Source organism: Streptomyces sp. NPDC043878 (genome assembly GCF_056435735.1).
This window is the reverse complement of record NZ_JBWKDW010000006.1, coordinates 225,770-249,456: the sequence shown is the minus strand read 5'-3', so window position 1 is coordinate 249,456 and position 23,687 is coordinate 225,770. Positions and strand designations below refer to the sequence as shown.

Sequence of the window (23,687 nt, the reverse complement as noted above, 5' to 3'; positions counted from 1 at the left end):
GGGCGGTCAGTCGAACCGGATGTGCCGCAGGCCGACCCACGCCTGTCTGAGCCGCGTCCGCACCGCGCCCTCGGTGTTCGGCCCGAGCCTCAGCCCGGCCAGGACGGCGATGCGGTCCGCGGTCTTCGGCACGGTCGAGTCGTCCGTCCACAGGTGTTCGGCGAACTCCGGCTCCCGCAGTCGCTCCAGGCAGTGGTCGAGATGCCGCTCGGCCCAGTTCCCCGCGCGCGCGGAGGTGTTCTTCCCGGCGACGTGCTGGAGGAGGTGCCCGAAACCGCGCTCGCGCAGCCGTTTCAGGACGGTCTCGCGCCGTGCGAGCAGGGTGAAGTGCCTTACGTCGTGGTCGAGTTCACGCAGCCGGCCGACGGTCTCGGCGAAGTGGCCGGAGTCGGTGACCGTCATCGGGACGATCACCACCCCGGCGTGCGCGGTGAGGGTGAGATCCAGGATCTCGACGACGCCCTGCCGCCAGGACGCCAGGTCCTGGAAGTCACCGCGCAGTCCGGGCGGCAGCATGCGGTGCAGGCCGAACCCGAGGTGCTCGGGGTCGCAGATCACGCTGCCGGGCAGGCGCCGCCGGATCTCGTGTGCGGTCTGTGTCTTGCCGCCCCCGTAAGGGCCGTTGATCCACAGGAGCATGCGCAGACCCTAGGGGACGGCCGCCCTCGCGTGCCGCGTTTCCCGGGTTCAGCCGTGGCCGCCCGCCCGGACCAGTCCCGTCTCGTACGCCAGGACCACCACCTGCACCCGGTCCCGCAGGCCCAGTTTGGTCAGGATGCGGCCGACGTGGGTCTTGACCGTGGCCTCGGACAGCACCAGGCGGGCGGCGATCTCGCCGTTGGACAGGCCCTGGGCGACCAGGACCATGACCTCCCGCTCGCGTTCGGTCAGGCGCTCCAGGCCCTCGTGCCGGTCCTTCTTGCCGGCGGAGGGCAGCATGGGCGCGAACCGGTCCAGGAGGCGCCGGGTCGTCGACGGAGCCACGACCGCGTCGCCGCTGTGCACGGAGCGGATGGCGGTGAGGAGCTCGCCGGGCGGCACGTCCTTGAGCATGAAGCCGGAGGCGCCCGCCTTCAGTCCGGAGAAGGCGTACTCGTCGAGGTCGAAGGTGGTCAGGATCAGCACCCTGGGCGGGTTGGGGTCCGAGCAGATGCGGCGGGTGGTCTCCACGCCGTCGAGCTTCGGCATGCGGACGTCCATCAGGACGACGTCCACGGAGGTCGCGCGCAGCACCTGGAGGGCCTCGACACCGTCGCCCGCCTCGGCGACGACCTCCATGTCCGGCTGGGCGTCGAGCACCATCCGGAACCCGGTGCGCAGCAGCACCTGGTCGTCGACGAGCATCACGCGGATCGTCATCGGGTCTTCTTCCGTTTCCGTGGGGCCTGGCGGGTGCGGGGCGGCGCTGGCGCGGGGCGGCGTCAGTGCGCGGGTTTGAGCGGGAGCAGGGCGCTGATCCGGAATCCTCCGCCCGGCCGGGGCCCCGCGTCCAGGGTGCCGCCGACCATGCCGACGCGCTCGCGCATGCCGATCAGGCCGTGTCCGCGGCCGTCGGCGCCGCCCTCCTCGTACAGCTCGTGCGGGGCGCCCTTGCCGTCGTCCTCGACGAGCAGGCCCAGCCCGTCGTCGAAGTAGACCAGCCGAACGCTGGCGCCCGCGTTCGGGCCGCCGTGCTTGCGCGTGTTGGTCAGCGCCTCCTGCACGATGCGGTACGCGGTGAGCTCGACGCCGCTGGGCAGCGGGCGCGGCGTGCCCTCGACCTTGAAGTCGACGGGCAGGCCGGACCCCCGGCACTGCTGGACGAGGTCGTCGATCTGCTCCACGTCGGGCTGCGGGACGTACTCTCCGCCCTCCCGGTGCTCCCCGGTGCGCAGCACCCCGAGCAGGCGGCGCATCTCGGCGAGGGCCTGGCGGCCGGTGGAGGAGATGGTCTCCAGGGCCTTCTTCGCCTGGTCGGGCGCGGTGTCCAGGACGTAGGCGGCGCCGTCGGCCTGCACCACCATCACCGACACGTTGTGCGCGACCACGTCGTGCAGTTCGCGGGCGATCCGGGCGCGCTCGGCGGCGACGGCGACCTTGGCCTGCGCCTCGCGCTCCTTCTCCAGCCGGGCCGCCCGCTCCTCCAGCTGCGCGAAGTAGGCGCGGCGGGTGCGGATCGAGTCGCCGAGCACCCAGGCCAGCGCGAACGGCACCGTCTGGAAGATCACTATGGCGACGTTGCCGAGGACCGACGTCTCGTGGTTCGGCCAGCGCAGCTGGGCCAGCGGGGCGGCGCACAGACCCGCGGTCAGCGCGAGCCGGGAGGCCCAGCGGGCGCCGGTCGCGGCCACCGTGTAGACGATCACCAGCATGGCGAAGTCGGCGGCCGTCGTCGCCGCGTCCAGCGCGAGCTGCGCGGTGCCGAGGGCTATGGCGAGCAGCAGCATCTTCTCCGGCATGCGCCGGCGGAACGCGACGACCGCGCTCAGCAGGAACGCGATCGGGACGAGGACGGCCAGGGATTCCGTGCCCGCGCCCTCGTGACGGGCTGCCCCGCTGACGACGGAGATCCCGAACAGGACGGCGGCCCAGAAGCCGTCGACCCATGCCGGGTGCCTGCGGAGGAAGTCGTAGAGGCGTTGCACGTAACCCAGAGTAGGGAAGCCAGATGCGTGCAGGGGTCAACCGGAGGGGCGATCCGCGTCGGGTGCGCGTACTCCGCAAGGTGGAGGGAGCGCTCCCCTCTACGCCTAACCTGGGCGCGTGGCTGGAGAGGTGAGGGGTGAGTGGCGGGGCCGGCGGGCGGCGGCCGAGGCCGCGCTGTACGGACCGGACGGCTTCTATCGCAGGCCCGAGGGTCCGGCCGGGCACTTCCGTACGTCGGTGCACGCCTCACCCCTGTTCGCCGGGGCGGTGGCGCGGCTGCTGTGCCGGGTGGACGAGGCCCTGGGCGGCCCCGACGTCCTCGACTTCGTCGACATGGCGGCGGGGCGCGGGGAGTTGGTCACCGGCGTCCTCGCCGCGCTCCCGGCCGGTGTGGCCCGCCGCACGCGCGCGTACGCCGTCGAGCTCGCCGGCCGGCCGCCTCACCTCGACCACCGGATCGAGTGGCGGGCCGAGACCCCGCGGCACGTCACGGGCCTGCTGTTCGCCAACGAGTGGCTGGACAACGTGCCGGTCGACGTGGCGGAGGTGGACCACGCGGGCGCGGCACGCCTGGTGCTGGTGCGGGCGGACGGCGAGGAGCGGCTCGGGGAGCCGGTCGCGGGCGCGGACGCGCAGTGGCTCGCCCGCTGGTGGCCGCTGCCGGCCGAGGAGGGACTGCGGGCGGAGATCGGCCGGCCGAGGGACCTGGCCTGGGCGGACGCGGTCGCCTCCGTGGACCGGGGTCTCGCGGTCGCCGTCGACTACGGGCACACCGCGGACGCGCGACCCCCCTTCGGGACCCTGACCGGCTTCCGTGGGGGCCGTGAGACGGCGCCCGTGCCGGACGGGTCGTGCGACATCACGGCGCATGTCGCCCTGGACGCCTGCGCGCTCCCCGGCGCACGCCTGCTGCCGCAGCGCGAGGCACTGCGCGCCCTCGGCATCAGCGGCGCACGCCCCCCGCTCGCGCTCGCGTCCAGCGACCCCGCCGCCTACGTCCGCGCCCTCACGAGCGCCGGTGAGGCCGCGGAGCTCACCGCGCCGGGCGGACTCGGCGACTTCGGCTGGCTGCTCCAGCCGGTCGGCGTCCCCGACCCGCTCGGCCCGCCGGACTGACCTACTTGTCGATGTCCCCGACCACGAAGAACAGGGAGCCGAGGATCGCCACCATGTCCGCCACCAGCGTCCCCGGCAGCAGCTCCGCGAGCGCCTGGATGTTGTTGTACGACGCCGAGCGCAGCTTGAGCCGGTACGGGGTCTTCTCGCCCCTGCTGACCAGGTAGTAGCCGTTGATGCCGAGGGGGTTCTCGGTCCACGCGTAGGTGTGGCCCTCGGGCGCCTTCAGCACCTTGGGCAGCCGCTGGTTGATCGGCCCGGGCGGCAGCTCGGCGAGCCGGTCGAGACAGGCGTCGGCGAGGTCGAGGGCGTTGTGGGTCTGCCGCAGCAGCACCTCGAAGCGGGCGAGACAGTCACCCTCCTGCCGGGTGACGACCTCCAGGGTGTCGCGCAGTTCCGCGTAGGCGAGGTACGGCTCGTCCCGGCGCAGGTCGAAGTCGACACCGGAGCCGCGCGCGATGGGTCCGCTCACGCCGTACGCGTGCACGGCCGCCGGAGTGAGCACGCCCACGCCCCGCGTGCGCCCCCGGAAGATCTCGTTGCCGAGCACCAGGTCGTCGTACACGTCCATGCGCGAGCGGACCTCGGCGACGGCCCCGCGCGCGCGGGTCGCCCAGCCGGCCGGAAGGTCCTCCTTGAGGCCGCCGACGCGGTTGAACATGTAGTGCATCCGGCCGCCGGAGACCTCCTCCATGACGTTCTGGAGGGTCTCGCGCTCCCGGAACGCGTAGAAGACCGGGGTGATCCCGCCGAGCTCCAGCGGATACGAGCCGAGGAACATCAGGTGGTTGAGCACCCGGTTGAGCTCCGCGAGCAGCGTGCGCGTCCACACCGCGCGCGCGGGCACCTCCATGCCGAGCATGCGCTCCACGGCCAGGACGACGCCCAGCTCGTTGGAGAAGGCCGACAGCCAGTCGTGACGGTTGGCCAGCATGATGATCTGCCGGTAGTCGCGGGCCTCGAAGAGCTTCTCCGCACCGCGGTGCATATAGCCGATCACCGGCTCCGCGTGCATGATGCGCTCGCCGTCCAGGACCAGCCGCAGCCGCAACACCCCGTGCGTGGACGGATGCTGGGGACCGATGTTGAGCACCATGTCGGTGCTCTCCGCGGCGCCGCCGATGCCGACCGTGGTCTCCGTCGTAGGAGTCATGCGGACAGTCTCCCCTACGTACTCTTACCTCATGGAGACGGGGAGCCCGCACGACACGGGGCCTGCGGGATCGACGGGGACGACAGGGGCGGCGGAGGGCGAGCCGGCGTGGACCGGGCTGCCGCCGGGGCTGCTACGGATGCGACGGCTGCTGCTGGTGGTGTGGCTGGGCCTGCTCGCCGCCGGCCTGGCCGTGCTGCTCGGCCTGACGGCCGGGCCCGCCTGGGCCGCCCTCGCGCTGCTGCCGCTCGCGCTGGCCGCCTGGGGCTGGGTCCTGCTGGGCCGCAACTGGCGCTCCTGGCGGTACGCCGAGCGGGCCGACGACCTGCTGATCAGCCGGGGTGTGCTGTGGCGTGAGGAGACCGTCGTGCCGTACGGGCGGATGCAGCTGGTCGAGGTCACCTCCGGGCCCGTCGAACGGCACTTCGGCCTGGCCAGCGTGCAACTGCACACGGCCGCCGCGGCGACCGACGCGACGATACCCGGCCTGGACCCGGTCGAGGCGGAACGGCTGCGCGACCGGCTCACCGAACTCGGCGAGGCCCGATCGGCCGGCCTGTGACCGCGCCGGGTGTCGACGACGGTATACGCGAGAAGCCGCCCGTCACCGAGCGGCGGCTGCACCCCGTCACACCGTTCAGACGGGCCTGGGCGCCGATCGCGGTGATCGCCGGCTGGGCCGTGCACGACCCCGACCAGGCGCAGCGCCAGCTCACCCGGCTGACGACCACCACCCTCCTGATCGCGCTCGCCGCGGTCGTCCCGGCCGCCGCCCTCTACGGCTTCCTGACCTGGTGGTTCACCCACTTCGCGGTGACGGACTCCGAACTGCGCATCCGCACCGGGCTGTTGTTCCGGCGCACCGCGCACATAAGGCTGGAACGCATCCAGGCCGTCGACGTCACCCAGCCGCTGCTCGCGCGGGTCGCGGGCGTCGCCAAACTCAAACTCGACGTCGTCGGCGTGGACAAGAAGGACGAACTCGCCTTCCTCGGCGAGGACGAGGCCCGCGCGCTGCGCGCCGAACTGCTCGCGCGGGCGGCCGGTTTCGCACCCGAGACGGCACACGAGGTCGGCGAGGCGCCGTCCCGGCAGCTGCTGCACGTGCCGCCGGGCGTCCTCGCCGTCTCGCTGGTGCTGACCGGCGCGACCTGGGGCTCGCTGGCCGCCGCGCTCGTCGTACCGCCGCTGCTGTGGCTGGCCACCCACAGCCTGTGGACGGTCCTCGCCACCGGCCTGCCCCTGCTCGGTGCGGCGGGCGCGAGCAGCGTGGGACGGTTCGTCTCGGAGTACGACTGGGCGGTCGGCGAGTCCCCCGACGGGCTGCGCATCGACCACGGGCTGCTGGACCGCGCCCATGAGACCGTGCCGCCCGGCCGCGTGCAGACCGTGCGCCTCGTGGAGCCGCTGCTGTGGCGGCGGCGCGGCTGGGTGCGGGTCGAACTCGACGTGGCCGGGTCGTCCAACTCCGTGCTGGTGCCGGTCGCGCCGCGGGAGATCGCCGAAGCCGTCGTCGCGCGCGTGCTGCCCGGCGTGACCGTGCCGGCTCCGGCCACGCTGGCCCGTCCGCCGCTGCGCGCCCGGTTCTGCGTGCCCCTGTGGTGGCGGGCGTACGGCTTCACCGCCACGGACGCGGTGTTCGTCACCCGGCACGGCCTGCTCCGGCGCAGCCTGACACTGGTGCCGCACGCGAAGGTGCAGAGCGTCCGGCTGACACAGGGCCCGTGGAAACGGGCCCGCGGCCTCGCCGACCTCCATGTGGACACGGGCGCGAACAAGACGGTGACGGCACGACTGCGCGACACCGCCGAGGCACACGACCTGCTGCGCGAACAGTCGGAACGGTCCCGGACGGGGCGGCGGGGGGCCCGGCCGGACCGCTGGATGGTGTGACGCGGGGCTGACGCGACGAAGCCGGCGACATGTGCCGCCGGCCGTGGGTCGCGCGTGCGCCGGTGTCTGTCGGGACACCGCGGTGTGGTTCATCCGTCACCGCGGTGTGGTTCGTCATGGCACCGCGCGGTGGTCGGTCGCGACACCGCGCCGTCTTTCGTCACGACACCGCGCGGTGGTCGGTCGCGACACCGCGCCGTCTTTCGTCACGACACCGCGCTGCGCAGGCCCTCCACGTCGATGTGCTCCGTCTCGTCGTGGGCCGTCAGGTCGATGACCTGGCCGACGCCTCGCGCCTGGTCGGTCACCGGCTTGAAGTCCGCCTCGGACTCGGCCTTGTGGAGCGCGAGGGCCTCCTGGCCCACGACGTCGGCGAGGTCCTCGTTCTGGACGGACTCCAGCGGGTCCCCCGACTCCTGCTTCGTGCCGAAGAAGTCGAAGCCGCCCTCGACCGTCGGGCGTCGCGCGGGCGTCGCCGGTGCGACGGCCACGGCGGTCGGCGCGATGAAGTGCCCGGAGGGCTGCCGCACGGGCTGCGCGGTGCTCCGGGCCGGAGGGGTGGCGGCCGCGCGCTGATGCCCGTCGACCGCCTCGGGCTTCCCCCGCGCCTCGTCCTCCTGCGCGGCCTCCGTGTCGTTCCCGCCGGCGCCGCCGGCACCGTCGGTCGCTGCCTGCACCGGCGCTTCCGGCTCCGGCGTCTGACGGGGTTCCTGCTCCAGGAACGCGGCCCTGGGGGCCGGCTTCGCGGCGAGCCTGGGCTCGGGGACGAACGCGGCGGCGTCACGGTCGGCGTCGGTACCGGTACCGGACGCGCCGCCGGTCACCACGACCTCGCTCGACTCCGTGTCGGTGCCGGTGTCGGCGTCGGTCCCGGCCTCGGCGTCCGTGTCCTCGGGGAGGTCCGCCTCGGAGTCGGCCTCCGTCTGCGTCTCCACGGAAGCCCCGGCGTCTTCGCCGTCTTCACCGTCTTCACCGACTTCGACGCCATCGATGTCACCGGGGCCTTCGCCGGTCGCCTCGGCGTCGAACTGTCCCAGCGCCGCCTTCGCCCGCAGGAACAGCCGGGAACCCTCGGGCGAGAAGATCGCGGGGGCCGCCCCCTCGTCGGTGGTCTCGTCCTCCGTGGCCGCCCCGGCGCCCTCGTCATCGACCTCGGCAGCGGTGTCCGGACCGGTCCCGCCCTCGGTTTCCGCGTCGACCACGGTCTCCGTGCCGGCCTCGCCACCGGCCTGGGCCGGGGACTCGGCGGCGACCGCCCCGGTGTCCTCGTCCGGGCCCGTCTCCGTCTCCGCCACCGTTCCGGCGGCCAGTGCGCGCGCCGGGCTGATCGTCTCTATCTCCAGCAGGCGACGGCCTTCGAGGGCGCTGGCGCGCTCGGTCTCCGCGGTGGCGTACCGGCGCAGCAGCGCGGCGTGCTCGTTGCGCAGCCCGGCCAGCTCCGCGCGCTTGGCCCGCAGCCGCTGCTCCAGTTTGACGCGCAGTTCGCGCGACTCCTCGAGGTCGGTCTCCAGTTCGGCGACGCGTTCCTCGTGCCGCCACTCGTCGCTCGCCCGCGCGCGCGTGAGGTCGGCGACCTGCCGGCCCGCCTGGCTGTCCCAGTGGCGCATGACGACCGCGCCGCCGACCGCCGTCACCGCGGCGGCCGCGGCCAGCGCGCGCAGCGCCGACGGCTGCGTGAACAACCAGGGGCCGAGGGCGCAGACGAGGGACACGCCTGCGATCGCCGAGAAAGGAAGGAGCCGGTGCAGGGGCGGGGAATGGCGGTGGCGTCCACGTGGCATGGCCAGAAACTTACCGCGCGTAGGCGAACCTTGGTGCCCCGCCCCGTAAAAACAACGCCGTCCCACGCCCTTTACCCGACACCGGCATTCCGGCCACCCCCGGCATTCGCCCCGAGCCGCGCTCACCGGCCGCTCAACCGCCCGCTGATCCACTGGAGCGTCCCCGGAATCTCCCGCCGCCAGGTGTTGAAGTTGTGGCCGCCGCTGTCGAGGATGATCGACGAGATCCGCGTCAGTCCGGTGGCCTTCACCCGCCTTATGAACGCGAGGGTGTCCCTGTAGTTGGACTCCCCGATCCGGCTGCTGCTGACGAGCAGTGAGGTGTCCGGCGCGGGCAGGTGCTTGAGGCACCACCACAGGTCCGCGCGGTCGCGCACCTCGTCGTCGCCCTGGAAGAGGTCGCCCGTGGTGGGGTCGATCGGCGCCTTGTAGTACGGCGACAGCCCCGCCCCGGCCGCGTACACCCCGGGGTGGTGCATCGCGATCTTCAGCGCGCAGTAGCCGCCCGTGGAGTCGCCGATGATGCCCCAGCTGCCCGGCTTCCTGCCCACCCGGTAGTGCGCCAGCACGGCCTCGGGCAGGTCCTCGGCGAAGAAGGACTCGGTCTGCGGCCCGCCCGGCACGTCCACGCACTCCGTGTCCCGCGGCGGCGCCACCGTCGGGCGGAGCATCACCAGGATCATCGGCTGCACGCGCCCGTCCTTGGCCAGCTGCAGGGCCGTACGCGGATAGTGGAGCTTGTCCACGAGGGCCTGGGCGGTGCCGGGGTACCCGGTGAGCACGACGGCCGCCGGGAAGGTGCGCGTGCGGTACCGGGGCTGGAAGTACTCCGGCGGGAGGTACACGTACGCCGGCGTGGCGATGTGGGTGGCGCGGCCCACGATGTCGACGCGCTGCACCTGTCCGCCGTACTGCGGACGCGAACCGCCGGACTCCTTCACCCGCCGGGTGTCGACGACCCGCAGGGGGCCGCCCGATCCGGCGGCGGAGGTGTGGTCGACGACCACGCCCAGTCCGTCCTCCTGGCCGAACAGGTCCGCCCAGGTGGCGTAGAACCCGAACGCCTGGTTGGTGGCGAGTCCCAGTGTCGCGAACAGCGCCAGCTGGGTGGCGAACAGCAGACCGACCCGACCGCTGACGGCTCGCCAGCTCGGCCGTGCCAGCCGTGGCCACTGCCACACCGTGCCGCCGAACAGCACAACGGCGAACAGGATCGCCAGCGTCAGTGCCGCGTTGCTCGTGAGACCCATGGGGCTGCTTCCCGCCTAAGGTTTCCGCCCGGGCCCTCACAACGTCGTGAGAGCTTGTCCGGGACTTTCCTCCGCCTTTGAAAGGGCTTTGAGGAGTTGAGTGAACCTCTCTCCTCGAGACACCGTCCTAGAGGGCGCAATGTCGCCGGATGCCCGAATCGGCACCGGATCCAAGAAACTCTCGCGCTAGCTAGTGGGTTGCGATGTCTGTCAGGACAGATGAGGAAATGTCGGTCGAGGTTCCGAAACGATCACATCCGGTCCAGCGTGCCCTCCGTGGCCCGCGCCCCGAGGTGGTTCCCGTCCTCATCGCCAGAGCGTGTGCTCTGGTCGGTCTCCTGGACATCGCCGCGGGCGTCTTCCCGCGCTTCCGTCACAGCCGTATGCACACCGTCGCGGAGGTGCTGCCCGGCGCGCTCGGGCCGTTCGCGGCCGCCCTCTCGCTCAGCAGCGGAGTCCTCCTGCTGCTGCTCGCCCACGGGCTGCGGCGCCGCAAGCGCCGCGCCTGGCGGGCCGCCGTGGTCCTGCTGCCGGCCGGCGCGGTGGCCCAGCTGACGTACCGCCACTCGCTGCTCGGCCTGGTCATCTCGCTGGCGCTGCTCGCACCGCTGCTGCGCCACCGCGACCAGTTCGCCGCGCTGCCCGATCCGCGCAGCCGGTGGCGCGCGCTCGCCAACTTCGTCCTCATGGGTGCCGGTTCCCTCGTCCTCGGACTCGTCATCGTCAGCGTCCACCCCCATCGCCTGGTCGGCGACCCGAGCCTGGCCGATCGCATTACGCACGTCCTCTACGGCCTGTTCGGCTTCGAGGGACCGGTCGACTACCAGGGCGACACCTCGTGGACGGTCGCCTTCTCCCTCGGCGCCCTCGGGCTGCTCACCGCAGTCACCACCATCTACCTCGCGTTCCGGCCCGAGCACCCCGCCGCGCGGCTGACGGAGGAGGACGAGGCCAGGCTGCGGGTCCTGCTGGACAAGCACGGCGGCCGCGACTCGCTCGGCCACTTCGCGCTGCGTCGCGACAAGGCGGTCGTCTTCTCACCCAGCGGCAAGGCGGCGGTGACCTACCGGGTCGTGTCCGGCGTGATGCTCGCCAGCGGCGACCCCATCGGGGACGTGGAGGCGTGGCCGGGCGCCATCGAACGCTTCATGGACGAGGCCACCGCCCACTCCTGGACGCCCGCCGTCATGGGCTGCTCCGAGACCGGCGGCGAGGTGTGGACCCGCGAGACCGGCCTGGACGCCCTCGAACTGGGCGACGAGGCGGTGGTGGACGTCGCGGATTTCTCCCTCGCCGGCCGCGCGATGCGCAACGTACGGCAGATGGTCAAGCGCATCGAGCGGGCCGGTTACGAGACCCGGGTCCGGCGCGTCCGTGACCTCGGGGAGGCCGAGCTGGAGCGGATCCGCCGCGCCGCCGAGGACTGGCGCGGCACCGACACCGAGCGCGGCTTCTCCATGGCGCTGGGCCGCATCGGCGACCCGGCCGACGGCGACTGCCTCATCGCGACCGCCCACAAGACCGACGAGCGGCCGGGCCCCTACGGCGACCTCAAGGCGGTTCTGCACTTCGTGCCGTGGGGCACGGACGGGGCCTCCCTCGACCTGATGCGCCGGGACCGTTCGGCCGACCCCGGCATGAACGAGCTGCTCATCGTGGCGGCCCTCCAGGCCGCCCCGAAACTCGGCATCGCGCGCGTGTCGCTCAACTTCGCGATGTTCCGCTCGGCGCTCGCGCGCGGCGAGAAGATCGGCGCGGGTCCCGTGCTGCGTGCCTGGCGGGGACTGCTGGTGTTCCTCTCCCGCTGGTTCCAGATCGAGTCCCTGTACAAGTTCAACGCGAAGTTCCAGCCCCGCTGGGAGCCCCGCTTCGTGGTCTACCGCGCCTCCGGAGACCTGCCGCGCATCGGTTTCGCCGCCATGCAGGCGGAGGGCTTCGTCGACCTCGCCCTGCCCCTGCCCCGCTTCCTGCGCCGCCGCACCCCCGTCGCGCGCGCATGCGCCCACGGCACGGCGGAACGCAGCGTCCGCGCCGCGTGACGGCCCGCGGTACCGGTACCGGTACCGGCGCCGGGCCGGGACGGATGGGCCGGAAGGGCTCGCGCGCGTGCCCTTCCGGCCCATCCGTCGCGCGTGCCCTGACCGGACACCGTCGCGCGTGCCCTGGCCTGCCCGCGCTCACCCCGCGAGGCCAGGCGCGGGCTCCCGGTCTCGCGCCCTGGGCCTAGGCTGAACGCATGAGCAAGCAGAGCGGACGCGGGCGCATCGCGGGCCTTCCGGAATGGGACCGCTGCGCGGTCATGGGAGTCGTGAACGTCACCCCCGATTCCTTCTCCGACGGCGGCCGCTGGTTCGACACGACGGCCGCCGTCAAACACGGCCTCGCGCTGGTCGGCGAGGGTGCCGACCTGGTCGACGTCGGCGGGGAGTCCACCCGCCCCGGCGCCACCCGCGTGGACGAGGCCGAGGAGCTCAAACGCGTCGTCCCCGTCGTCCGCGGTCTCGCCTCCGAGGGCGTCACGGTGTCCGTCGACACCATGCGCGCCTCGGTCGCGGCCCAGGCCCTCGCCGCCGGCGCCGCCCTCGTCAACGACGTCAGCGGCGGCCTCGCCGATCCCGCGATGATCCCGGTGGTGGCGGAGGCGGGCGCTCCGTTCGTCGTCATGCACTGGCGCGGATTCCTGGACGGCGACAACGTCAGGGGCGTGTACGAGGACGTCGTACGGGAGGTCGTGGACGAACTCCACGCGCGCGTGGAGGCCGTCCTGGCCGGCGGCATCGCCCCGGACCGGGTGGTCGTCGACCCCGGTCTGGGCTTCTCCAAGGACGCCGGGCACGACCTCGTCCTGCTCGCCCACCTCGACCGCCTGCTCGCCCTCGGGCACCCCCTCCTGGTCGCCGCCTCCCGCAAACGGTTCCTCGGCCGCGTCCTGGCCGGACCCGGAGCCGCCCCGCCCCCCGCGCGGGAGCGCGACGCGGCGACGGCCGCCGTGTCCGCGCTCGCGGCGCAGGCCGGCGCGTGGGCGGTGCGGGTGCACGAGGTACGCGCGACAGCGGACGCGGTACGAGTCGCGCGCGCCGTGGAAGGGGCGCGCACGGCGGAGAACGCGCCGGGCGCGGCCCTCGGCGAAGGAGCCCGGTGAGCGCCCCCCACACCGACGTGGAACAGGTCGGACAAGCCAACACCGCCTTCTACGAGGCCCTGGAGCGGGGCGACTTCGACGCACTCTCCTCGCTCTGGCTCACCCCCTCCGACCTGGGTGTCGACGAGGAGTACCACGACCCGGCCGACGTCGGCGTCATCTCCTGCGTGCACCCGGGGTGGCCCGTGCTGACCGGCCGCGGAGACGTTCTCCGGTCGTACGCCCTGATCATGGCGAACACGGACTACATCCAGTTCTTCCTCACCGACGTGCACGTCTCCGTCACCGGCGACACCGCCCTGGTCACCTGCACCGAGAACATCCTCAGCGGCGGTCCCGCCCCGGAGGGCGACGAGGAGCTCGGCCCGCTCGTCGGCCAGCTGGTGGTCGCCACGAACGTGTTCCGCCGTACCCCCGACGGCTGGAAACTCTGGTCGCACCACGCCTCACCGGTGCTGGCCGAGAACGACGAGGACGAAGCCGAGGAGCCCCCCGCCTGAGGGGGCGCGCTCCCGGGAACACCCCGGCGCGCGCGCCCGGGAAGCACCTCGGAATCGCCCGCCGGGACCAAGAAGTGGTTGGAATCACGGCACGGGGGTAGGGACGGCTACCAGCCCGTCAGCCGCCGGGTTCCCCGGGGAGCACACACCATGAGGAACCCCGGCCTCCGCTCGGGCCCGTGCCCTGGTGGCCCGGCCCTGTCGGTGCCCGCGGGTAGATTCACCTGAGGCCGGTCCACCGCCCGCACGCGGTACGGACGGGCCCTCACCGACGACTGCAGGAGTGATTCGCGTGGATCGTGTCGCGCTGCGCGGCCTCAAGGCCCGTGGACACCACGGTGTGTTCCCCAGGGAGCGCGAGGAGGGCCAGACCTTCGTCGTGGACCTCTCCCTCGGCCTGGACACCCGGCCGGCCGCGGCTGACGACGACCTGACGAAGACCGTGCACTACGGCATCGTCGCGGAGGAGGTCGTGGCCGTGGTCAAGGGCGAGCCCGTCAACCTCGTCGAGACGCTCGCCGAACGCATCGCCCAGACGTGCCTGAAACACGAAGCGGTCCAGGAGGTCGAGGTCCGCGTCCACAAACCGGACGCCCCGATCACCGTCCCCTTCGACGACGTCACCGTCACCATCACCCGGAGCCGAGCATGACCGCGTCCTTCACCGAGGGCCACAGCGACCCGACCGTACAGCCGGTGCCCGCCTCCGTCGTCGAGAAGGTCGACGCCGCCGACACCACCCTGCACAACCCGCAGCGGGCCGTGCTCTCCCTCGGCTCCAACCTCGGCAACCGCCTGGAGACCCTCCAGGGCGCCGTCGACGCCCTGGAGGACACCCCCGGCGTACGCGTCAAGGCGGTCTCCCCGGTCTACGAGACCGAGCCGTGGGGCGTCGAGCCGGGCAGCCAGCCCTCCTACTTCAACGCGGTGGTGCTGCTGAAGACCACGCTGCCCCCGTCCTCCCTGCTGGAGCGGGCGCACGCGGTGGAGGAGGCGTTCAACCGGGTGCGGGACGAACGCTGGGGCCCGCGCACCCTCGACGTCGACATCGTCGCGTACGCCGACGTCGTCTCCGAGGATCCGGACCTCACCCTGCCCCACCCGCGCGCCCACGAACGCGCCTTCGTCCTCGCCCCCTGGCACGACGTGGAACCCGGGGCCCAGTTGCCCGGCCGCGGCCCCGTCGCCGGTCTGCTGGACACCGTCACCCGCGAGGGCGTCGATCCGCGCAAGGACCTGGAACTCCACCTGCCCGAGTAGTCGTTAAGGTTCAGGCGACCACAGGACGGCCCGACGGGACGGCACGTCCCGGAAGGTCACCACGACCACAGGGCCGGCGGGTCCGGGAACCGAAGGGACACCGTGAGAGAGCTTCGCATCAGGCTACTGGCCGGCGTTTTCGCCGTGGCCGGAATCCTGTCCTGGGCGGGCGCCCGCCTCTGGAACTCGATCGGGACCCTCCCCAGCGTCCCGCTGGCCGCACCCATCGTGCTGGCGGTGATCGCGGTGGTCCTGCTGGCCACGGCGCTGTCGATCCGCGCCCGCCTGAAGGCGCAGCGCGAGCGGCGGCCCGGTGCCAAGGGCGTCGACCCGCTGATGGCGGCGCGCGCGGTCGTCTTCGGCCAGGCAAGCGCCCTGGTCGCCGCCCTCGTCGCCGGCATGTACGGCGGCACGGGCGTCTTCCTGCTGGAGTCCCTCGACATCCCCGCCCGCCGCGACCAGGCGATCTACGCCGGTTTCTCCGTCCTGGCGGGCATCGGCGTCATAGCGGCGGCCCTCTTCCTGGAGCGCGTCTGCAAGCTCCCGGAGGACGACGAGCACAACACGGGGGCCGCGTCGGCGGCCTGAGACAGGCGGCAGGCCGCGGGCGTCAGCGGGCCATGATGAGGCTCATCGCCTCGTTGCGGGTCGCCGGGTCACGCAGTTGGCCGCGGACCGCCGAGGTGATGGTCTTCGCCCCGGGCTTGCGAACCCCCCGCATCGACATGCACATGTGCTCGCACTCGACGACGACGATGACCCCGCGCGGCTCCAGGATCGCCATGAGGGAGTCGGCGACCTGCGTGGTGAGCCGCTCCTGCACCTGGGGCCGGCGCGCGTACACGTCCACGAGCCGGGCCAGCTTCGACAGGCCCGTGATCTTGCCGTCGGCGGACGGGATGTACCCCACGTGGGCCACCCCGACGAACGGCACCAGGTGGTGCTCGCAGGAGCTCAGCACCTCGATGTCCTTGACCAGCACCATCTCGTCGTGACCCAGGTCGAAGGTCGTCGTCAGCACGTCCTCGGGCTTCTGCCACAGACCCGCGAATATCTCCCTGTAGGCGCGCGCCACCCGCCCGGGAGTCTCCCGCAGCCCCTCACGGTCGGGGTCCTCCCCCACCGCGATCAGCAGTTCGCGTACGGCGCTCTCGGCCCGCTTCTCGTCGAACTCGCCGATAAACCCTTCGCCGTCCAGTGTCACGGGGTCGGTCATCTGCTGCCTCGTTCCTGTGCGTCTCGCCCGCGGGCATACGAAAATGCCGCGGCCCCCCAGGCTAGAACCTGGGGGGCGCGGCTTCCATTCCGGACCTGCTGAGCACGGTGCCCTGCCGGGCACGGTGCTCTACGGCGTCAGCTCTCGGGGCGGTCCTCCGGGGCCGTCTCCGTCGCCGGAGCGTGCTCCGCCGCGGTGGACTTCGCGGTGGAGATCGCCGCCGTCGAGCCGTTGGCGCCGTTCGTCAGTGCGAGCTCCCTGGGGGAGAGCACCGGCGGGCGGGTGGAGGGCGTGCGGCGGGAGGAACCGGTCCAGGCGGGCCGGGGCGGACGCTTCACGATCGGGGCGAAGATCTCGGCGATCTGCTCCTTGTTCAGCGTCTCCTTCTCCAGCAGCTGAAGCACCAGCTGGTCGAGGACGTCGCGGTTCTCGACCAGGATCTCCCAGGCCTCGTTGTGCGCCGTCTCGATGAGCTTCTTGACCTCTTCGTCGACCAGCGCGGCGACCTCTTCCGAGTAGTCACGCGGGTGCGACATCTCCCGGCCCAGGAAGGGTTCGGTGTTGTCGCCGCCGAACTTGATGGCGCCGAGACGCTCGGTCATGCCGTACTGCGTGACCATCGCGCGGGCCGTGGCGGTGGCCTTCTCGATGTCGTTCGCGGCACCCGTGGTCGGGTCGTGGAAGACGAGCTCCTCCGCCGCGCGGCCGCCCAGCATGTACGCGAGCTGGTCCAGCATCTCGTTGCGCGTGGTGGAGTACTTGTCCTCCTCCGGCAGCACCATCGTGTAGCCCAGAGCACGACCTCGGGAGAGGATCGTGATCTTGTGGACCGGGTCGGAGTTCGGAGACGCCGCCGCGACCAGGGCGTGTCCGCCCTCGTGGTACGCGGTGATCTTCTTCTCCTTGTCCGACATGATCCGGGTCCGCTTCTGCGGGCCCGCGACCACACGGTCGATCGCCTCGTCCAGCATCGCGTTGTCGATCAGCTTGCGGTCGCTGCGCGCCGTGAGGAGCGCCGCTTCGTTCAGCACGTTCGACAGGTCGGCGCCGGTGAAGCCCGGTGTACGGCGGGCGACCGCCGACAGGTCGACGTCGGTGGCGACCGGCTTGCCCTTCTGGTGGACCTTGAGGATCGCCAGACGGCCCAGCATGTCCGGACGGTCGACCGCGATCTGCCGGTCGAAACGGCCGGGGCGCAGCAGCGCCGGGTCGAGGATGTCGGGCCGGTTCGTGGCGGCGATGAGGATCACGCCGCCCTTCACGTCGAAGCCGTCCATCTCGACGAGCAGCTGGTTCAGGGTCTGCTCGCGCTCGTCGTGACCACCGCCGAGGCCGGCGCCGCGATGGCGGCCGACCGCGTCGATCTCGTCGACGAAGACGATCGCCGGGGCGTTCGCCTTGGCCTGCTCGAACAGGTCACGGACCCGGGAGGCACCGACACCGACGAACATCTCGACGAAGTCGGAACCCGAGATCGAGTAGAAGGGGACTCCGGCCTCGCCCGCGACGGCTCGCGCCAGCAGGGTCTTGCCGGTGCCGGGAGGGCCGTACAGCAGTACGCCCTTGGGGATCTTGGCGCCGACGGCCTGGAACTTCGCCGGTTCCTGGAGGAACTCCTTGATCTCGTGGAGCTCCTCGACGGCCTCGTCCGAACCCGCGACGTCGGAGAACGTCGTCTTCGGGGTGTCCTTGGTGATGAGCTTCGCCTTGGACTTGCCGAAGTTCATGACGCGGGAGCCGCCGCCCTGCATCTGATTCATCAGGAACAGGAACACGACGACGATGAGGACGAAGGGGAGCAGGGACAGCAGGATCCCGACGAAGGCGTTCTGCTTCGTCGGCGCGACCGTGTAGCCGTCGGGGATCTGCTTGTCCTGGTACTTGGTCTGCAGCGTGCTGGCGATGGTCACGCCTTGGTCGCCGATGTAGCTCGCCTGGATCTTCGAGCTGCCCTTGACCTTCACGCCGTCTTTGAGCTGCACCTTGATGGTCTGCTCGTCGCCGGTGGTGATTTTGGCCGACTCGACCTTGTTGTCATTGATCGCCTGGACGACCTGGCCGGTGTCCACCGTCTTGTAGCCACCGGACGAGCCGACGACCTGCATCAACACGACCACGGCAAGGACGGCCAGCACGATCCACATGACCGGCCCACGGAAGTATCGCTTCACGTCCATCCATACGGAGCGGTGTCGCCCCGTCCCTCCTGCCATAGTGAGTTTGATAAGACAGTTCTTCTGACGGTACCCCAGCATGGTGGGCCGAAGCCGCACGGGACAGCCGGTGAACCCGTCTGCATGCTCCAACGGTGGGCGGTCCGCTGAGGTTCCCGGTCGCCCTCCGAGCGGCTCAGGGCTTTGCGCCCTTCGGGTTCAGCCGCCGTACACGTGGGGCGCGAGCGTACCCACGAACGGGAGATTCCGGTACTTCTCGGCGTAGTCGAGGCCGTAGCCGACGACGAACTCGTTGGGGATGTCGAAGCCGGCCCACTCCACCTCGATGGCGACCTTGGCAGCCTCGGGCTTGCGCAGCAGCGTGCACACCTTGAGGGAGGCGGGCTCGCGCGAGCCGAGGTTGGAGATCAGCCAGGACAGGGTCAGCCCGGAGTCGATGATGTCCTCGACGATCAGGACGTGCTTGCCCTTGATGTCGGTGTCGAGGTCCTTGAGGATCCTGACCACCCCGGAGGACTGGGTGCCCGCGCCGTAGGACGACACGGCCATCCAGTCCATCGTGACGGGGGTGGACAGCGCCCGGGCGAGGTCCGCCATCACCATCACCGCGCCCTTGAGGACACCGACGATGAGCAGGTCCTTGCCCGCGTACTCCGCGTCGATCTTCGCGGCCAGCTCGGCCAGCTTCGCGTCGATCTCTTCCTTGGTGATGAGCACCTCTTTGAGGTCGGCACCCATGTCTTTCGCGTCCACCCGCATCACTTTCGGTCGTCCCACGTCTGATGGCCAGGCCACCCCGGGGACCCGCGTCCCCTCGGCGTACTCGCGCGGCCGCCCGGACCGCCCACGACCCGCGCACACGGTCCGAGGAAGCGGGTCCGGATTCAGCCCTGCCGAATCACCAGTCTGCCACCCTGCCGCTGGGCCACGACCTTGCCGGGGAGATTGATCACTCCCTGGCCGCGCCAGCCGGTGATCAGCCGGTCCACTTCCTCGATGTGCCGGGCGAACAGGGAACCCGCGGGCGCGCCCGCCTCGATGGCCGCGCGGCGCAGGATGCGGCGGCGCACGGCGGGCGGCAGGGCGTAGAGCTTGGCGCACTCCAGGAGGCCGGTGGCGTCGCGGACGGATGCCTCGGCCTGGCCTGCCCAGGCGTCGAGGGCGTCGGCGTCGTCGCGGGAGAGCTGGGCCGTACGGGCGAGCGCCTCCACGACTCCTTTGCCCAGCGCCTTCTCCAGGGCCGGCAGTCCCTCGTGGCGCAGCCGCGAACGGGTGTACGCGGGGTCGGCGTTGTGCGGGTCGTCCCAGACGGGCAGCGACTGGACCATGCAGGCCTTGCGGGCGGTCTGCCGGTCGAGCCGCAGGAAGGGGCGGCGGTAACGGCCGTCGGCCCCCGAGACCGCGGCCATGCCCGACAGGGAGCGGATGCCGGAGCCGCGGGCGAGGCCGAGCAGGACGGTCTCGGCCTGGTCGTCGCGGGTGTGGCCGAGGAGCACGGCGGCGGCTTCGTGGCGGACGGCCGCGTCGTCGAGGGCGGCGTAGCGGGCGTCCCGGGCGGCTGCCTCGGGGCCGCCACCGCGCCCGACGATCACGGCGACGGACTCGACCGGTTCCAGGCCGAGTTCGCGAAGGCGCAGCACGACCTCCTCGGCACGCAGGTCGGAACCCGGCTGCAGGCCGTGGTCGACGGTGACGCCGCCGGCGCGGATGCCCAGCCGGGGGGCCTCGAACGCGAGAGCGGAGGCGAGAGCCATGGAGTCGGCGCCGCCGGAGCAGGCCACGAGCACGAGCGGTGCCGGGGGGCGCTCGTGCGGGGTGTCGGGGGAGACGGGGATGTCGGTGAGGATGTCGTGGAGGACGCGGCGGACCGCCAGGCGTATCGCCGCGACCGCAGGATGGGGACCCATGTCCGGTTCCCTTCATGAAATTGTCGGGGGTTGAACCCGAGCTCGGTCACTCAGAGTGTGTAGATGGTGACAGAGCCGGAGCGTTCCCCGAGCATTGCACGCCTACCCGTGCCTCACGGTCCCTCGGACGGGTGATTGAAGGGGCGTTCGCCTGCCGTCGGCCGGATTCGTTTCACGACCCCGGCGCCGGGTTCACGAGTCGGCCTTCCGGTGCACCCGCGCGACCCAGTCCGCCGGTTTGGCGATCTCCGACTTCGTCGGCAGGGTGTTCGGGGACGTCCAGACGCGGTTGAAGCCGTCCATGCCGACCTGGTCGACGACGGCACGCACGAAGCGTTCGCCGTCGCGGTACTGCCTGAGTTTGGCGTCCAGGCCCAGCAGTCGGCGCAGGGTCATGTCCAGCCGGGAGGCGCCCTTGGCGCGGCGCTGCTGGAACTTCTCGCGGATCTCCGCGACGGTCGGCACCACCTGGGGGCCGACGCCGTCCATCACGAAGTCGGCGTGTCCCTCCAGGAGGGACATCACGGCGGTGAGGCGGCCGAGGATCTCGCGCTGGGCCGGTGTCTGCACGATCTCGACGAGGGAGCGCCCCCCGTCGTCCTCCTCGCTCTCGGGCCGGCCGCCGGCCAGCGACTGGGCGGCCTCCCGGATCCGCTCCAGCACGGTCATCGGGTCGACGTCGGTCTCCCCCAGGAAAGACTGGATTTCGCCCTCGAGGTGGTCGCGCAGCCAGGGCACGGCCGTGAACTGGGTGCGGTGCGTCTCCTCATGCAGGCACACCCACAGACGGAAGTCGTGCGGCCGGACGTCGAGTTCGCGCTCCAGGTGGACGATGTTCGGGGCGACGAGCAGGAGTCGGCCGCCGCCGTTCTGGCCCGCCGGCAGGTCACGGGTGTCGGGGGCGAAGGTCTCGTACTGGCCGAGGACGCGGGAGGCCAGGAAGGACAGCAGCATGCCGAGTTCGACGCCGGTGACCTTGCCGCCGACGGCGCCGAGGACCGCTCCGCCGGGAGTGCTGCCGCGCCGCTCCTGCATCTTGTCGAGCAGCGGCTTGAGGATCTCCCGGAACCCGGCGACGTTCGCCTGGACCCAGCCGGGGCGGTCGACCACCAGGACGGGGGTGTCGTGGGTCTCCTCCGTCCCCATACGGGTGAAACCCCGGACGTGTCCCTCCGCGGTCTTGGCGTGTCGGCGCAGTTCCGCGACGACGGCCCGGGCCTCGTCGCGGCTCACCTCGGGGCCCGGCCGTACGAGCCGGGTCGCGGTCGCCACCGCGAGATTCCAGTCGACCATCCCGGAAGAAGCGGCACCACCGATGCTCGTCATGCGTCAACCGTACGTGAGCGCCGCCGCTTGGGGCAGGGCGGCGAGGAGTCGGCCGGTCCGGCCCTGGAGCCGGCCGGACCCCGGCGGTCAGCCGCAGCCGCACCCCGCGAGCGCTGTCGCCGCCCTGTCCAGCGCCGACTGGGCGGCCGCCGGATCGGTCGTGCCGGAGGCCAGGAACGCGAAGGCCAGCAGGTGGCCGTCCTGGTCGACGACGGTTCCCGCCAGGCTGTTGACGCCCGTCAGGGTGCCGGTCTTGGCGCGTACGACCCCGGCCGCGCCCCGCGTGTAACGACTGCTCAGGGTGCCGGTGAAACCGGCCACCGGAAGGCCGGTGAGCACCGGGCGGAGTTCGGGCCGTGCCGGGTCGCCCGCCTTGACGAGCAGCGCGGTGAGCAGGTCCGCGGTGAGCCGGTCCGCGCGGTCCAGGCCGCTGCCGTCGTGGAAGTCGGCGCCGGCCAGGGGCAGTCCGAGCTTCTTCAGCCGGGCGCGGACCGCGGCCGCGCCGCCGGCGAAGTCGGCGCGGCCGCCCGCCGCCACCGCCGTCTGCCGGGCGAGGGCCTCGGCGATGTCGTTGTCGCTGTTGGTCAGCATGCGTTCGACGAGCGCCGACAGCGGCGGCGAGGAGACCGCCGCGAGGGGTTCGGCGCGGCCGGTCGCCTTGGAGGGTCCCGGGGACGTCGTCGTGATGCCCTCGGCCCGCAGGAGGGTGGCGAAGGTGCGGGCCGCCTCCGCCGCCGGGTCGGGCACGCGCGTCACCGGGCCGCTCGCGGAGTCGTCCGGGCGGGCCTCGTCGACCATCAGGGCGCTGACCGGGGCGAGGTTGTCGTTGGGCCCGATCGGGTGCTGCCCGGAACCGGCGTAGAGCGTGGTGTCGTACGACAGCGTCACCTCGCGCACGTCCCGCTTCTTGAGCGCGGCGGCCGTGCGGTCGGCGAGGGTGCGCAGGCTCGCCCAGCCCCCGCTCTGCCGGTGGGCGGTGAGGGTGGGGTCGCCGGCGCCGACGAGGACGACTTCACCGGTGTCGGGTTCGAAGGCGGCGCGGGTGGTGAGGCGGTGGTCGGCGCCCAGCGCGGACAGGGCGGCGACAGCGGTGGCGATCTTCGTGGTGGAGGCGGGGGTGAGCGCGGCGCGGGAACCGGTGCCGTAGAGGCGCCGCCCGCCGGTGACGTCGACGACCGCGGCGCCCTGGTGGGTGCCGAGCGCCGGGTCCTTCAGCAGGGGGGCCAGGACGGCGGTGAGGGCCTTGGTGTCCGACGCCGCCCGGAGCGTGCCGGCCGAGCCGCCCAGGCCGGTGAGGACGGCCACGGCGCTGGGGGCCGGCCGGGGCCCGCCGGCCGCGGTGGCGGAGCCGGAGTCGCCGCCGTGATCTGCGCCACCCACGTGCTCGCGGGCGGCGGCCCAGTCCCGCTCCGCCGTACGCTGGCCGGAGGAGTCCCAGGGGCCGGCCGCGGTCACCACCGTGGCGGCCAGCGCCAGTCCGGCGCCGGCGGCGCCGGCGGTGTACTGCCAGGTCTTCGGCCGCATGACCCGCGCGACCTGCGGTTCCGCGGCCCGTACGATCCGCGCGACCCGCGGTCCCGTTACCCGTGAGACCCTTGCGACCTGCGGTTTCACCACTGCGGCGGCCCGTGCCAGACGCGGCCGCACGGCGTTCGCGACCCGCTCCACGTGCGGTCTCGCGGTCTGCCAAAACCTCAGCTCTGGCACGACGACCAGCCCCTTTCGCGATCACACACCTGCGTGAGGGACACTTAACCACCAGAACTATGTGTTGATCATGGAGGAGCCACCGGTGGAGTTCGACGTCACGATCGAGATTCCGAAGGGTTCGCGGAACAAGTACGAGGTGGACCACGAGACCGGTCGGATCCGCCTGGACCGTCGCCTCTTCACCTCGACCAGCTACCCGGCCGACTACGGCTTCGTCGAGAACACCCTCGGCGAGGACGGCGACCCGCTGGACGCGCTGGTCATCCTGGACGAGCCGACCTTCCCCGGCTGCCTCATCCAGTGCCGCGCGATCGGCATGTTCCGGATGACGGACGAGGCCGGCGGCGACGACAAGCTGCTGTGCGTGCCCGCGCACGACCCGCGGGTGGAGCACCTGCGCGACATCCACCACGTGTCGGAGTTCGACCGCCTGGAGATCCAGCACTTCTTCGAGGTCTACAAGGACCTGGAGCCCGGCAAGTCGGTCGAGGGCGCCAACTGGGTCGGCCGCGCCGACGCCGAGGCCGAGATCGAGCGGTCCTACAAGCGCCTCAAGGAGCAGGGCGGTCACTGACCCCCCTCTCGTGCCGACGGGCCGCATGCCTGCGCGTGCGGCCCGTCGGCGTGTCCGTGC

Annotated in this window: 22 protein-coding genes; 10 read left to right on the top strand and 12 right to left on the bottom strand. The window is 72.2% G+C overall.

The features are described 5' to 3' along the window. Positions 1–6 precede the first annotated feature (6 nt). From AC07AZ_RS11535 to AC07AZ_RS11525, 3 genes are all read right to left on the bottom strand, one after another. Positions 7–639: an AAA family ATPase gene (locus tag AC07AZ_RS11535; protein WP_478846287.1), complete on the bottom strand. Its 633-nt coding sequence runs from the start codon at positions 637–639 to the stop codon at positions 7–9. Positions 640–687: 48 nt separating this feature from the next. Further along, positions 688–1,359, bottom strand: coding sequence for a response regulator (locus AC07AZ_RS11530; RefSeq protein ID WP_478846285.1), 672 nt, complete (start codon positions 1,357–1,359; stop codon positions 688–690). 62 nt (positions 1,360–1,421) lie between these two features. Continuing rightward, a complete protein-coding gene (locus AC07AZ_RS11525) occupies positions 1,422–2,624 on the bottom strand; it encodes a sensor histidine kinase (protein ID WP_478846283.1) in 1,203 nt (400 codons plus the stop codon). A gap of 118 nt (positions 2,625–2,742) precedes the next feature. On the opposite strand from AC07AZ_RS11525, the gene AC07AZ_RS11520 reads away from it, so the two are divergent. Further along, positions 2,743–3,741 carry an SAM-dependent methyltransferase gene (locus tag AC07AZ_RS11520; RefSeq protein WP_478846281.1) on the top strand — a complete coding sequence of 333 codons (999 nt, stop codon included), beginning with the start codon at positions 2,743–2,745 and terminating at the stop codon, positions 3,739–3,741. A 1-nt stretch (position 3,742) separates the two neighbouring features. Here AC07AZ_RS11520 and AC07AZ_RS11515 read toward each other — a convergent pair whose 3' ends face one another. Further along, a complete protein-coding gene (locus AC07AZ_RS11515; protein ID WP_478846279.1) occupies positions 3,743–4,894 on the bottom strand; it encodes an NADH-quinone oxidoreductase subunit D in 1,152 nt (383 codons plus the stop codon). 31 nt (positions 4,895–4,925) lie between these two features. On the opposite strand from AC07AZ_RS11515, the gene AC07AZ_RS11510 reads away from it, so the two are divergent. Together AC07AZ_RS11510 and AC07AZ_RS11505 are read left to right on the top strand one after the other, a co-directional pair. Then, positions 4,926–5,456: a PH domain-containing protein gene (locus AC07AZ_RS11510; RefSeq protein ID WP_478846277.1), complete on the top strand. Its 531-nt coding sequence runs from the start codon at positions 4,926–4,928 to the stop codon at positions 5,454–5,456. After that, positions 5,453–6,787: a PH domain-containing protein gene (locus AC07AZ_RS11505; protein WP_478846275.1), complete on the top strand. Its 1,335-nt coding sequence runs from the start codon at positions 5,453–5,455 to the stop codon at positions 6,785–6,787. Before AC07AZ_RS11510 ends, AC07AZ_RS11505 begins: the two co-directional genes overlap by 4 nt. A 206-nt stretch (positions 6,788–6,993) precedes the next feature. On the opposite strand, the gene AC07AZ_RS11500 is transcribed toward AC07AZ_RS11505, so the two are convergent. Both AC07AZ_RS11500 and AC07AZ_RS11495 read right to left on the bottom strand, forming a co-directional pair. Beyond that, a complete protein-coding gene (locus AC07AZ_RS11500; protein ID WP_478846273.1) occupies positions 6,994–8,568 on the bottom strand; it encodes a hypothetical protein in 1,575 nt (524 codons plus the stop codon). Positions 8,569–8,690: 122 nt separating this feature from the next. Then, the gene (locus AC07AZ_RS11495) at positions 8,691–9,818 is read right to left on the bottom strand and encodes an alpha/beta hydrolase (protein WP_478846271.1); all 1,128 of its coding nucleotides are present in this window, start codon (positions 9,816–9,818) and stop codon (positions 8,691–8,693) included. Positions 9,819–10,045: 227 nt separating this feature from the next. Here AC07AZ_RS11495 and AC07AZ_RS11490 point away from each other — a divergent pair, with 227 nt between their 5' ends. From AC07AZ_RS11490 to AC07AZ_RS11465, 6 genes are all read left to right on the top strand, one after another. After that, positions 10,046–11,857, top strand: coding sequence for a phosphatidylglycerol lysyltransferase domain-containing protein (locus tag AC07AZ_RS11490; protein WP_478846269.1), 1,812 nt, complete (start codon positions 10,046–10,048; stop codon positions 11,855–11,857). Positions 11,858–12,054: 197 nt separating this feature from the next. After that, complete coding sequence (folP, locus tag AC07AZ_RS11485; RefSeq protein ID WP_478846267.1) at positions 12,055–12,960, top strand: dihydropteroate synthase; 906 nt, start codon at positions 12,055–12,057, stop codon at positions 12,958–12,960. Beyond that, positions 12,957–13,460, top strand: coding sequence for a nuclear transport factor 2 family protein (locus AC07AZ_RS11480; protein ID WP_478846265.1), 504 nt, complete (start codon positions 12,957–12,959; stop codon positions 13,458–13,460). The genes folP and AC07AZ_RS11480 overlap by 4 nt, the downstream gene beginning before the upstream one ends. Before the next feature lie 292 nt (positions 13,461–13,752). Further along, positions 13,753–14,112, top strand: a complete 360-nt coding sequence (gene folB / locus AC07AZ_RS11475) for a dihydroneopterin aldolase (protein ID WP_478846263.1) — start codon at positions 13,753–13,755, stop codon at positions 14,110–14,112. Further along, positions 14,109–14,720 carry a 2-amino-4-hydroxy-6-hydroxymethyldihydropteridine diphosphokinase gene (gene folK, locus AC07AZ_RS11470; protein WP_478846261.1) on the top strand — a complete coding sequence of 204 codons (612 nt, stop codon included), beginning with the start codon at positions 14,109–14,111 and terminating at the stop codon, positions 14,718–14,720. Before folB ends, folK begins: the two co-directional genes overlap by 4 nt. A gap of 102 nt (positions 14,721–14,822) precedes the next feature. After that, positions 14,823–15,308, top strand: a complete 486-nt coding sequence (locus AC07AZ_RS11465; protein ID WP_478846259.1) for a DUF3180 domain-containing protein — start codon at positions 14,823–14,825, stop codon at positions 15,306–15,308. A 22-nt stretch (positions 15,309–15,330) separates the two neighbouring features. Here AC07AZ_RS11465 and folE read toward each other — a convergent pair whose 3' ends face one another. The 6 genes from folE to dacB form a co-directional block, all read right to left on the bottom strand. Next, positions 15,331–15,936 (bottom strand): GTP cyclohydrolase I FolE, encoded by a 606-nt coding sequence (folE, locus tag AC07AZ_RS11460; protein ID WP_478846257.1) that lies wholly within the window; start codon positions 15,934–15,936, stop codon positions 15,331–15,333. 137 nt (positions 15,937–16,073) lie between these two features. Further along, positions 16,074–18,113 (bottom strand): ATP-dependent zinc metalloprotease FtsH, encoded by a 2,040-nt coding sequence (gene ftsH, locus AC07AZ_RS11455; RefSeq protein ID WP_478846255.1) that lies wholly within the window; start codon positions 18,111–18,113, stop codon positions 16,074–16,076. Between the two features lie 195 nt (positions 18,114–18,308). After that, entirely contained in the window at positions 18,309–18,869 is a 561-nt protein-coding gene (hpt, locus tag AC07AZ_RS11450; protein WP_356045399.1) for a hypoxanthine phosphoribosyltransferase, read from the bottom strand. Positions 18,870–18,994: 125 nt separating this feature from the next. After that, positions 18,995–20,017, bottom strand: coding sequence for a tRNA lysidine(34) synthetase TilS (gene tilS, locus AC07AZ_RS11445; protein ID WP_478846253.1), 1,023 nt, complete (start codon positions 20,015–20,017; stop codon positions 18,995–18,997). 192 nt (positions 20,018–20,209) lie between these two features. Further along, on the bottom strand, positions 20,210–21,343 hold the full coding sequence (locus AC07AZ_RS11440; RefSeq protein ID WP_478846251.1) for a zinc-dependent metalloprotease: 1,134 nt from the start codon (positions 21,341–21,343) through the stop codon (positions 20,210–20,212). 87 nt (positions 21,344–21,430) lie between these two features. Then, the gene (gene dacB, locus AC07AZ_RS11435; protein ID WP_478846382.1) at positions 21,431–23,011 is read right to left on the bottom strand and encodes a D-alanyl-D-alanine carboxypeptidase/D-alanyl-D-alanine endopeptidase; all 1,581 of its coding nucleotides are present in this window, start codon (positions 23,009–23,011) and stop codon (positions 21,431–21,433) included. A gap of 124 nt (positions 23,012–23,135) precedes the next feature. On the opposite strand from dacB, the gene AC07AZ_RS11430 reads away from it, so the two are divergent. Beyond that, positions 23,136–23,627: an inorganic diphosphatase gene (locus AC07AZ_RS11430; protein WP_053746895.1), complete on the top strand. Its 492-nt coding sequence runs from the start codon at positions 23,136–23,138 to the stop codon at positions 23,625–23,627. The last annotated feature ends 60 nt before the right edge of the window (positions 23,628–23,687 follow it).

Excerpts from the sequence above, each read along its gene's own strand:
- AC07AZ_RS11535 (WP_478846287.1), bottom strand. The coding sequence starts at position 639 with ATGCTCCTGTGGATCAACGGCCCTTACGGGGGCGGCAAGACACAGACC.
- AC07AZ_RS11530 (WP_478846285.1), bottom strand. The coding sequence starts at position 1,359 with ATGACGATCCGCGTGATGCTCGTCGACGACCAGGTGCTGCTGCGCACC.
- AC07AZ_RS11515 (WP_478846279.1), bottom strand. The coding sequence starts at position 4,894 with ATGACTCCTACGACGGAGACCACGGTCGGCATCGGCGGCGCCGCGGAG.
- AC07AZ_RS11510 (WP_478846277.1), top strand. The coding sequence starts at position 4,926 with ATGGAGACGGGGAGCCCGCACGACACGGGGCCTGCGGGATCGACGGGG.
- AC07AZ_RS11500 (WP_478846273.1), bottom strand. The coding sequence starts at position 8,568 with ATGCCACGTGGACGCCACCGCCATTCCCCGCCCCTGCACCGGCTCCTT.
- AC07AZ_RS11495 (WP_478846271.1), bottom strand. The coding sequence starts at position 9,818 with ATGGGTCTCACGAGCAACGCGGCACTGACGCTGGCGATCCTGTTCGCC.
- AC07AZ_RS11490 (WP_478846269.1), top strand. The coding sequence starts at position 10,046 with ATGTCGGTCGAGGTTCCGAAACGATCACATCCGGTCCAGCGTGCCCTC.
- folP (WP_478846267.1), top strand. The coding sequence starts at position 12,055 with ATGAGCAAGCAGAGCGGACGCGGGCGCATCGCGGGCCTTCCGGAATGG.
- folK (WP_478846261.1), top strand. The coding sequence starts at position 14,109 with ATGACCGCGTCCTTCACCGAGGGCCACAGCGACCCGACCGTACAGCCG.
- folE (WP_478846257.1), bottom strand. The coding sequence starts at position 15,936 with ATGACCGACCCCGTGACACTGGACGGCGAAGGGTTTATCGGCGAGTTC.
- ftsH (WP_478846255.1), bottom strand. The coding sequence starts at position 18,113 with ATGGACGTGAAGCGATACTTCCGTGGGCCGGTCATGTGGATCGTGCTG.
- hpt (WP_356045399.1), bottom strand. The coding sequence starts at position 18,869 with ATGCGGGTGGACGCGAAAGACATGGGTGCCGACCTCAAAGAGGTGCTC.
- tilS (WP_478846253.1), bottom strand. The coding sequence starts at position 20,017 with ATGGGTCCCCATCCTGCGGTCGCGGCGATACGCCTGGCGGTCCGCCGC.
- AC07AZ_RS11440 (WP_478846251.1), bottom strand. The coding sequence starts at position 21,343 with ATGACGAGCATCGGTGGTGCCGCTTCTTCCGGGATGGTCGACTGGAAT.